9 protein-coding genes are annotated in these 10,248 nt (G+C 60.0%); 5 read left to right on the top strand and 4 right to left on the bottom strand.

Translation table 11 applies throughout. From position 1 onward, the window contains the following. The first annotated feature begins 539 nt into the window (after positions 1 to 539). From F758_RS0138460 to F758_RS0138445, 4 genes are all read left to right on the top strand, one after another. Positions 540 to 1,754, top strand: coding sequence for an ABC transporter substrate-binding protein (locus F758_RS0138460; RefSeq protein ID WP_245286717.1), 1,215 nt, complete (start codon positions 540 to 542; stop codon positions 1,752 to 1,754). Between the two features lie 20 nt (positions 1,755 to 1,774). After that, on the top strand, positions 1,775 to 2,791 hold the full coding sequence (locus F758_RS0138455) for an ABC transporter permease (RefSeq protein WP_245286716.1): 1,017 nt from the start codon (positions 1,775 to 1,777) through the stop codon (positions 2,789 to 2,791). After that, a complete protein-coding gene (locus F758_RS0138450) occupies positions 2,785 to 3,573 on the top strand; it encodes an ABC transporter ATP-binding protein (protein ID WP_024512810.1) in 789 nt (262 codons plus the stop codon). The genes F758_RS0138455 and F758_RS0138450 overlap by 7 nt, the downstream gene beginning before the upstream one ends. Positions 3,574 to 3,743: 170 nt before the next feature. Beyond that, positions 3,744 to 4,073, top strand: coding sequence for a hypothetical protein (locus F758_RS0138445; RefSeq protein ID WP_024512809.1), 330 nt, complete (start codon positions 3,744 to 3,746; stop codon positions 4,071 to 4,073). A 220-nt stretch (positions 4,074 to 4,293) separates the two neighbouring features. Here F758_RS0138445 and F758_RS0138440 read toward each other — a convergent pair whose 3' ends face one another. The 3 genes from F758_RS0138440 to F758_RS51245 form a co-directional block, all read right to left on the bottom strand. Then, on the bottom strand, positions 4,294 to 5,094 hold the full coding sequence (locus F758_RS0138440) for a class I SAM-dependent methyltransferase (RefSeq protein ID WP_024512808.1): 801 nt from the start codon (positions 5,092 to 5,094) through the stop codon (positions 4,294 to 4,296). Positions 5,095 to 5,233: 139 nt separating this feature from the next. Next, a complete protein-coding gene (locus F758_RS51250) occupies positions 5,234 to 5,455 on the bottom strand; it encodes a hypothetical protein (RefSeq protein WP_198026672.1) in 222 nt (73 codons plus the stop codon). Positions 5,456 to 5,560: 105 nt separating this feature from the next. Beyond that, positions 5,561 to 6,058 carry a class I SAM-dependent methyltransferase gene (locus tag F758_RS51245; RefSeq protein ID WP_198026671.1) on the bottom strand — a complete coding sequence of 166 codons (498 nt, stop codon included), beginning with the start codon at positions 6,056 to 6,058 and terminating at the stop codon, positions 5,561 to 5,563. Between the two features lie 1,779 nt (positions 6,059 to 7,837). On the opposite strand from F758_RS51245, the gene F758_RS0138415 reads away from it, so the two are divergent. After that, positions 7,838 to 8,068, top strand: a complete 231-nt coding sequence (locus F758_RS0138415; RefSeq protein ID WP_024512806.1) for a hypothetical protein — start codon at positions 7,838 to 7,840, stop codon at positions 8,066 to 8,068. A gap of 647 nt (positions 8,069 to 8,715) precedes the next feature. On the opposite strand, the gene F758_RS0138405 is transcribed toward F758_RS0138415, so the two are convergent. Continuing rightward, on the bottom strand, positions 8,716 to 10,185 hold the full coding sequence (locus F758_RS0138405) for a flavin-containing monooxygenase (RefSeq protein WP_024512804.1): 1,470 nt from the start codon (positions 10,183 to 10,185) through the stop codon (positions 8,716 to 8,718). Between the last annotated feature and the right edge of the window lie 63 nt (positions 10,186 to 10,248).

The following is a 10,248-nucleotide window of genomic DNA, read 5'->3' as shown; positions in this document are numbered from 1 at the left end:
CGGGCGTCCGGTTGGTCATCCCTGACCACGTCGTAGGGCCTCCCGTGTTGCGTACGCTTTCCTTGTGTACATGCTGTCGCCACTACCCCGGCGCAGCGACTGGGCGGATGTTTCGCCCATTCCTCCAGCCGTGTCAGCCTTCCCCGAAAGGGTCGTCGGGTCGGCCTGCGCATCGTCCTTTTCGAGGCTTGCTCGGCGTTCACTCGCGTTACGGCCTGCACACTTGCGCTGTCACCAATTCGTGACACGCTAATCGAAGGCTTCAGCCACTTCGTTACCTCCATGACTGCTCCGATTGCTTCCGGCTGGAGCGTTTGCCAGGTGGGACTTGCACCCACTGGAAAGCGCCGCCTTCTCACGGCGCACACCCGAAGCAGACACGCAGCGCGAAAGTCGCGCGTATCGGTCAATGCGACTGACTTGATATGGGCGACTGACAGAGCCTTCGATCGCCGTGTCGCTATTCCGTTTCAATTTTTTTTGTTAATGTGAGCTGCTTCACGCCTGTTGGGCATATGGCCTCGGATGATGCCAACACAATGGCGAGCCAACGCCCCGCGAAGCGCATGCACCCTGGTGTGGATGGGTTTATACGGTCCCCACGCGACTTAGGGAGCGACATCATGAACACACGCGAAATCGGCAACGGCCTATTGAAAGCGGTACCCGAAGCGAAGCGGCGCGCCTTCTCCCGCCGCTCCGTGCTCACCTTGGTCGGCACGCTCGGGGCCGCGGCGCCATTTGGGATCTTCGGAGCGGCTCGCGCGCTGACGGCATCCGGGGCTGGATCGCTGTCTTATATTCCCGGTGAACTTCCTATTTGCCGCACCGGGGCGAACAGCGAAGAGCTGCAGGGCGCACCCCGGCAGCTTAAACTCGCCTGGAACGCGAACGCGGCCTGCACGGTCGCTGCGGCGGTCGCGAAGGAACGGGGTATCTTTGCCAAGCACAACCTCGATGTCGATTTCGTCAATTTCGGCGGTTCGACCGACCAGTTGTTGGAGGCGATCGCGACTGGCAAGGCGGATGCCGGTTTGGGGTTGGCCCTGCGCTGGCTCAAGCCGCTGGAGCAAGGTTTCGACGTTCGGATCACCGCCGGTGTGCATGGCGGCTGCATCCGGCTGCTTGGCTCCAAGGCTGCAAATATTGATAGCCTGGAGTCCCTGCGGGGCAAGGCTGTCGGGATTAGCGATCAGGCGAGCCCAGCGAAAAACTTCTTTTCGATCTTCCTCGCCAAAAAGGGTATCGATCCATCCCAAGAGGTAGAATGGCGCCAGTACCCGGCCAATCTGCTCGCGCTCGCCGTCGACAAGGGCGAAGTGCAGGCGGTAGCCGAGATCGATCCGCTGCCCTATCTATGGCTTAAGGAAGGGAAGCTTAACGAGATCGCGACGAACTTAACGGGCGAATTCGCGGAGCGCACCTGCTGCGTTCTCGCGATACGTGGCAGCCTCACCCGAAGCGAATTACCGGTGGCGGCCGCTCTGACACTATCGATACTGGAGGCTGCAGACCGAGTCGCCAACGATCCCACCGACGCCGCAGCGATCTATTCGAGCTACGGCGGGAGAGGATCCGTGGAGGATCTCGCCACCATGTATCGCAGCCATACTCACCACAATCATCCCGTCGGAGCGTCGCTCAAGAAGCAACTTTTACTCTACACCGAGGAACTCAAGGCGGTGAACGTCATCAAGCGAAGCACCGACCCAGCCAAGTTCGCCGAGCGGATTTACCTTGACGTTCTAAGCTGAGCTGATCGGAGAGATCTGCAGTGAGCGCGGTCATCGATGAAGTATCGAGACCACAGAAATCGGGTTTCGGTGTTTTTGCAAGGCCAGCCACTCGGTCGTTAATCGGCGGGCTGGCTGCTGCCGCCGCGTGGTTTGTGGCCGCAGCGCTCACCGCGTTCTGGCCGGATAAGATCGAAAGCGATTGGGCCTACACAGGCAACTTTGCCGCTGCGTGCGCAACATTGGCCTTTGCCCTCGCCTTTGCAGCCTTTGCCGGCATTCGTTTTACTGTTTTTCAGCGTCTCCAACGGCTTTCTCCGTGGCTGTTGGCGCTCGCGCTGTTTTTGGCTGCTTGGGAGGCCGTCACTGCAAAGCTCGGATTGCTGCCGTTGCCGTTTTTTCCGCCGCCGCAGGCCATTGTCGAAGTCATAATCGACGACTGGGGGCGGCTGGCTGCAGGCATCCTGGCATCAGCTCGTCTGCTCGCGACCGGCTTTTTTCTCGGTGCGGCGGTCGGATTCATGACTGGCGTGGCGATCGGCTGGTCGCGGCTCGCCGGTTATTGGATCCACCCGGTTCTGCGGTTCATCGGCCCGCTGCCGGCGACGGCTTGGCTGCCGCTCGCATTTTTCGTGTTCCCATCGAGCTTCAGCGCCAGCGTTTTCCTGATTGCGCTCGGCACCGGGTTTCCGGTCACGGTGCTCACCTGGTCCGGTGTCGCGGGTGTGAACAGCACCTATTACGATATTGCGCGGACACTAGGGGCAACCCAGCGCTTCCTCGTGCTCAAGGTTGCCATCCCGGCGGCAATGCCGCATGTCTTTGTTGGCCTGTTCATGGGTCTCGGCAACTCGTTTGCGGTTCTCGTCGTAGCCGAAATGCTAGGTGTGAAGGCCGGGCTCGGCTGGTATCTGCAATGGGCGCAGGGTTGGGCGGCCTACGCCAATATGTACGCCGCGCTGCTGCTCATGGCGTTCTTGTGCTCCGGACTGATCACGCTGTTGTTCCGCTTGCGCGACCGCCTGCTATCTTGGCAGAAAGGTCTGGTGCGGTGGTAGCGGCGATCGCAGATGACCACCCGGTCCGCGGATCGACGCTAACGCTCCGCGAAGTGAGCCATCGCTTCGATCTCGAAGGGCAACCGCTGCCGGTATTGGACCGCATTAGCCTGCAAGTCGGCCGCGGCGAGTTCGTTGCTCTCCTGGGGCCGAGTGGGTGCGGAAAATCGACCTTGCTGCGGCTGGTTGCGGGGCTCGACACTCCCGCCGTCGGCTCCCTGCTAATGGACGGACGGGAGATCGAAGCACCCGATCCATCGCGCGTCGTCGTTTTTCAAGACCCCACGCTTTATCCGTGGCGGACGGTGTGGCGCAACGTTGCTCTCGGTCTGGAGGCACGCGGGTTGCTACGTACCCATAGTGGACGTATCGAAGATGCGTTGCGCCTAGTCGGGCTCACAGGCTTCGCCAATGCCTACCCACGCCAGCTTTCCGGCGGCATGGCGCAGCGCGCGGCTCTGGCCCGCGCGCTGGTGAACGACCCGAAGCTGCTCATTCTTGACGAACCTTTGGGTCAGCTCGACTCGCTGACGCGGATCACGATGCAGGGCGAACTCGTGTCACTCTGGCAGCGCGCGGGCTTCACCGCGCTGCTCGTGACCCACGATGTGGAAGAGGCGTTGTTTCTTGCCGGCCGAGTTGTCGTGTTGAGCCAGCGCCCGGCACACATCAAGGCGGAAATCGCAAATACCAGACCGTATCCCCGCCGCCGGGGCGACCCGCATCTGGCCGAGCTTCGCCATGAAGTGCTCGCGCATCTCGGTCTCGACGCCACCTGGTAAGGGTGCGGCTAGCGATATCGTTCTGCACCCGTCCTGAGACCTAGCCGCCAAACTCGTTGAGACGCCTGCGGCGCTATAGTCGGCTTATGGCAGCGCGACGCGACGTCGCTTGCTATATGGCAGAAATCTCGTCACTATTGCGCCAGAACCATCGGGGTGGAGGACAGGCCATGATTACCGCCACCGTGCGATACAAGCTGCCACCGCACATCGACTACGCCGCGTGCCGCGAGCACTTTCACAAGATCGCGCCCGGCTTCCGCGAGGTGAAGGGGCTGATAAGCAAGCACTTCATCTGGAGCGAAAGCGGCTGGGCAGGAGGAGTGTATCAGTGGGAGCGCATCGAGGACGCCAAGGCATTCTATGGCGGACCGTGGCTCGACGGCATCGAACAGCGCTATGGCATGAAGCCGCAGATCGAGTTCTACGAGGTCTTCGCGGTCACCGACAACACGCGTGGCAAGGTCGAGTTCTTCAAAGAGACTGCGCCTGCCAAATAGCGGTAGACGAAGATCTCCTTCGAGGATCGGGCGAACACTCGCCGACTTCCGTTATTGTGCCCGTACTGAAGAAATCCGGCGCTCGTCCACTTGTCGGCTGTCAGACGTAGACCTGAGATGGCTAAGGCGCGGCTAAATCGACGCTTGTGACCCTGACTCGCCGACACCGGTCCGACTGTTCGGCCTGAGAAGCTTGAAAAAGCACACTAGAGGTGTCCTGCTAAGGAACGATGCCTCGGCAAGCCCACGCAATGTTCGCAAAGGACCGTGGGCCATCGGGCCGGCCGGCTTCGTAGGCATCGCGCACGGCGGTGTCGGTGCGCGCTCGCTCAGCAGCGTCGAGCGTTGCGATATACTTGCCTAACGGCCCTTCGCCTGCGGCAATCGGCGCCCAGTAGTCGTCAAAGCTGAGATAATCCATGCGGATCATCAGTTGCATTTCGGTTACGTCCACGAGACCCTGTTCGACAAATGTCCTTTTCATTTCGCCCGGCTGCATCATCGGCTGGAAGCAATAGCGAGTGCGCAGCTGGCGCCCCGCCTCGCTGAGCGCCGCCACGGTGTCGATCATCATGCGCATCCCCGGCATGCCGCCGAGATGGTCCCACACGGCTGCCGCGACCACACCGCTCGGCCGAACGACGCGGCGCATCTCGGCGACTGCCTTACCCGCTTCGGGAACGAAGTGGAGCACGAGCAGGGCCAAGGCGCGGTCAAACGTGCTGCCCTCGAAGGGCAACGCGCAGGCATCCGCCTGCCGGACCTTTATTCGCGGGTCGGTGTTGCGTCGGATCACGTCCTCGACAAAGACCGGCGAATAGTCGATTGCGGCAATCTCGGTGAGGTCGGCAGCCCCGGCGAGCGCGAAGGTCAGGCTACCGGTGCCGCAGCCGACGTCGAGAATCTTTTCATCCTTCTCGACCCCCGCAAACTCAATGAATAGGGGCGCGAGTTTTTTGCTCCAGCGCCCCATGAGCTGCTCATAGCCGGTGGCGTTGTGGACGTTGAATTCTGACGTCATCGAAGTCTCCGTGCGCTCGGCAACAGGTTGGTTGCCAATGGCCAAAACAATCGCATTGCTGGATAGTCGCCCACGAAACAGGACGCTCTTCACGAACGCGACCGTCTCTAAAGTTTCTCCAGTCTTCGCAATGTTATTTTTAGAACGGCTTCGTACCAATTGCATAAATGGCATTTGTCTCGACACTTCCGATCTTGTTTTCGTTCAGCCATTGGACATTATCGGCTTTAACCCTAGCTGCCGCTTCCGGCCCCATCTGGTCGATTGTCCAACGGAGCCCCGATCCGAGGGCAATGGTCCACCAATCTTCTGCCGAGCGTAGCGGCTGAGACCCTTCTTCCGCAGTGACCTCGGCATTCATCACGCCCCCATCGCACAGCAAATTCCTCACCGTCACGATGTCCGTGATGCGATCCCAGGGGTTGAAGGCGCTATGGAGATCGGGACGTTCCTGCTTGATCGCTGCTTACCAGAGAGAATAGGCCGGCTCAAATATCCGCGGCCCCCACGTCGTCACCGCCAGTTTTCCGCCAGGTCGCACCATGCGCCACAGCTCGCGGACCAAGCCTTCCATATCCGGTACGAAGAAAATGGAAAATACGCTCACAACAGCATCGAAGCGACCGTCGGGATAGCCGAGTTCTGTCATATCGGCGACCCTGAACTCAATATTTGTCAAGTTGCATGCCATTGCCTTTGCACGCGCTCGGTCGAGCAGGCGTGCGGATAGATCAACTCCCAACACGAACCCATCGCGCCCAACGATTTGTGACGCTGGCAGCGCCGACGCTCCCGTCCCGCAGCCGACATCGAGCACGCTGTCGCCGGCCCGCAACCCGATCTGAGTCACGGTCCGCCTACCAATTCGTTCCCAGAAACCCAGCGGCTCGTCATCAAAATGGTCGGCTGCGGCATCATAAGTAGCGGCCGCCCTAGCTTTTGCTTGCTTCAATGGATCGGCCAAGTTGGCCTCCATAGTCTGTGCGTGGGCCGTCAGCGCGGTGCCGGACTACATTTCCAGCGTGCGCGCGTCTCTAGTGTGGCAAGGCGATCCACCGCATCTTACTTCGATCGAAGCTGTGCCAAAAGGACCCTAGAGTCGGTTAATGTCGGCTTGTGTGCCGTCGCGACATACTGCGCTGCCGCACGAACTTGGTCGCTATAGGAGCAAAGCGGACGTAGTCACCAGTCACATGGCGCCGCCGGATTTATAGGTACACGACCTAGGCGGCAAAACAAAATAAGAATCACGGATTGGCGGATTTGTCGAAGCTACGGTCCGTTCGCGCTACCGTAGCTGGAACGTAGGTTTGTACGATCGATTGGCGAAAACAGGGGTTGACTGACACCCCTCCCCCGCAAACGCAGCAACTGATCAGTTCCTGTCGCAGTTCTACTCGCCCCATCGGCTGCAATCGTACCGAATCGCAGTTGGGGTTGCGATCCAAAGCTGTCCGCCTCTCAGGAATCGGCTCGGGTTGCCTGAATCAGGACCCCGAGCGGAACGCATCCATCGCGTGGGCCATAAGAATGCCGATGCTTAGAATGATGAAAGTCCCCACAAGAGCCGAGGCCATATGCCGTCTCCTTCGCTCAGCCTCTTTGAAATGATGAGTGCCTACACAGTCAAAACGATTCACAACCACCAATATCGATACCGGGCGGCTGATGACTACGCGCCACAGCGGCCCGCCTGCAACATCCGGAACGATCCCCGCACCAAAAGCCAACGGTCCCAACGCAGTCGCCTGAAAACAAGCTGGGACCGTTCAAGAGCGGATGGCACAAGGGGACGCCAATTTACCGCTGCTTCTCATCTGCGTTCGGGCGGCCTTGGCCCCAAGATGCAGTCCGTTCACAATCACTCAAATCGGCGAGATCATTGAGATGCCCTCCTCAAGCCTTGCGGCCAACGTGACGCACGGGCCCTCTGCATTGGTGTGCTCACGAGGCGGGCGCGGCGCTGTTCGCCTGACGGGTGGGCTCCTCACTTTGAGTGTCGGGTCTCCGAGCTTGGAACGAAGCTACGCTTCGAAGGCTTGAGTTGGCCGTTCACAGTGCACGCCGCGCGCCTATGGGAGACGAACGCAGATGACCGCGACAGAGAACCTGATTGCTGCGATAGGGCCATGGCTAGACGGAGCTAGGCTGCACATGGATCAGGAATATTGAAACGTATGGTGCCTGTCTACGGGCGGATGGCGCCGACGCGCAGATTGTCATCCGTCTTAAGGAAGGAGCAATTGTTCTAGATGCCACGAACCATGGCGAGCTTCTGGAACTGTATCGCGAAGACGTCCGGCCGCGTGATGCTTTCGGCCGTCCGGAAGCTCTCAAATGGGTTTTCGGCAATCCCACTGCGAGCCGTTATTGAGACTTTGCGCCCGCTCCGATCGTGGGTCTGCGAGACCTGTTCTGACAATCCTTTGGATCGTGCGTGCGCACGGCTGTCGTGCGCCAGGCGATCCTTGACCCATGTGCTATAACAGAATCGATGAAGGGACCGACCCCGAGCTGCCGAAGACTTATCGTCGCGAAGCGGCGCAGCATCAACTGATTGGGATTCGTGGACTGTCGCTCCATCTGACCAGCCTTGAGCGAGCCGCCCGTTCAATTCAGCGCGGGCCCGCTTCGGACAACCTCGCGACAGGCAATCTTAAATCTGCGGTTCCCGGAAACTACGAGTTCTTGGTCACGTTGGCCTGACGCTGGGGGTCCTCTTACCAGCAAAGGAAGCGATAGCATGGCTGACCAAAGTTTCGATGTGGGTCGCATGGCCAGAAACCAAGAAAGCCGTATCGCCGCCTCAACAGCCATTGGGCTCAATGCGGTTAAGCCGATGATACAGTTCCAGGTCTCTCTGCTGAGACTCTGGGCCGATAACATCGAGGCACTCGCACAGAATTACGAAAAAGGGTTAGACACATTTAGCTCGGCTGTCGAAGATCGGTGGCAACAGCAGCGCGCAGCTTAGTACTTCACAGCTACGGTTTGCATTATCTGGACTTCGATCAGTAACAAGCGCCCCGGAGCCGTTGCTCCGGGGACGTTTTTGCCGTTGCGGTCAACATCCCCGAGGCCGGGGAATTATTCCGCCGATCATTTGCGGGATGGGGCGCCGATTGATCGTCGGACAGGCCATACTCTGGTTGAAAGCTTGGCCGACAGCTCGCGATGAGCTCATGGGCGCGCCGATTATGCTTAGCTGCCGGCTCATACCGCGCCCGAGTGTCGCCGATCAGACGGCTTACCTCATCCGGTTAGCGTTCGACATCTTCCAACGAAGCGGTCCAGACCAAGCTCCAGCATTGTCGGCTCAAGTATATTGCGTAGATCCGCGGCGCGGGAAGCGGCTATTCATTTAGCAGGAGTGTTGTCGTGCATGCGCTAGCGGCCGATCATGCGCGCACCGAATTTCGGCGGCGGCATCACCGCCGCGCGCAATGTCTCCCCCTTTTGCGTGCGAACGTCAGTCCGCGCCGGAGGAGGCGCTCTCCGATCAGAACAATTGTCAGATGTTCGCTCGCGGAGGCAAACCCCTCATCCGCAACACATCTTTGCCATGCGGAGGGGAACGCTACACCGCCCATGCGGCTCGCCCGATTACATCGCGTGCAAACTTTACGAATACTGCATCACGCCATCGTCCACCCTGCCAAACCGTAAGGAGACGATGTCGAGCGCATAGTTCTGGTACAGTCGCCATGGCCGCCGCGAACCTTGCTTGGGCAGCTTGGCGATCGAGCGCTGCACATAGCCGGAGGTGAACTCGAGCGAAGGCAGCGCCTTGATGGTCGGATCGTCATTATGCGGCATGCATTGCCTGTAGCCGTGCCGGTCCATGTAGTTGATGAGCCGGCAGACATACTCACAGGTTAGGTCGCATTTCAGCGTCCACGACGCATTGGTGTAGCCAAGCGCGGATGCGAGGTTGGGAACGTCCGAATACATCATGCCCTTGTAGCTCAGCTTCGTCGCGAAATCGATCGCCCGGCCATCGACGGCCATCTCGACGCCGCCTGCCACCTGCAGCACAAGGCCCGTCGCGGTGACGATGATGTCAGCCTCGAGTTCGCTGCCGTCCTTCAGCCGGATGCCGTCTTTAGTGAAGGTATCGATCTCGCCGGTCACCACGGAGGCGCGCTTCTCGCGGATCGCCTTGAACAGGTCGCCATCGGGCACCAGGCACAGCCGCTGATCCCAGGGGTTATAGCGCGGCGTAAAGTGCTTCGCGACGTCGTAGCCCGGCCCGAGCGCCAAGCGCACACCAGAGAGGATCAGCGCCTTAACCCGCTCCGGCTTGCGCCGGCTGAGCTGGAAGAAATACATGCCGAGCAGCACGTTGCGCCAACGGATCAGATGATAAGCGAGGCTTGTGGGCAGGTTCCTGCGCAGCTTGTTGGCGAGCGGATCCTGCGCCGGCCGCGACACCACGTAAGTCGGCGAGCGCTGCAGCATCGTGACATGATCCGCGGTTTTCGCCATCTCCGGCACCAGCGTCACCGCGGTCGCTCCCGACCCGATCACAACGACGCGCTTGCCGGCATAGTCGAAATTATCCGGCCATTTCTGCGGATGCACGATCAGGCCGGCGAAATCTTTGGTGCCAGCGAACTCAGGCGTGTAACCCTCCTCATATTTGTAATAGCCCGAGCACATGAAAAGGAAATTGCAGGTAAAGCGCACATTATCGCGGGCGCCTTCGCTGCTCCGGCGCTCCGCTTCCACCGTCCAGCGCGCATCCCTCGTCGACCACGACGCACGCTTCACGCGATGGCGAAAGCGGATTTTCTTGTCGATGCCGTTCTCGGCTGCGGTCTGCCTGATGTAGTTGAGAATCCGCGGCCCGTCCGCGATCGCCTTCGGCTCGGTCCATGGTTTAAACGAATAGCCGAGCGTGAACATGTCACTATCGGAGCGAACGCCGGGATAGCGGAACAGGTCCCAGGTGCCGCCGATACTGTCACGGCCTTCGAGGATGGCAAAGCTCTTGGTAGAGCATTTGTGTTGCAGGTGATAGCCCGCGGCGATGCCGGACAGGCCTGCGCCGACGATGAGGACGTCGAAATGCTCGCTCCCGGTCGTTTCCATCGGCCGTCCCCTTCCCGGTCCTGCACCGGCCTTTGCAGCCTTCTGGCGCTCATCCACGGCCTT

It is taken from the genome of Bradyrhizobium sp. ARR65 (assembly GCF_000472385.1).
GTDB lineage: Bacteria > Pseudomonadota > Alphaproteobacteria > Rhizobiales > Xanthobacteraceae > Bradyrhizobium.
Note: the sequence above shows the minus strand (reverse complement) of the source record. Positions and strands in the feature narration are given on the sequence as shown.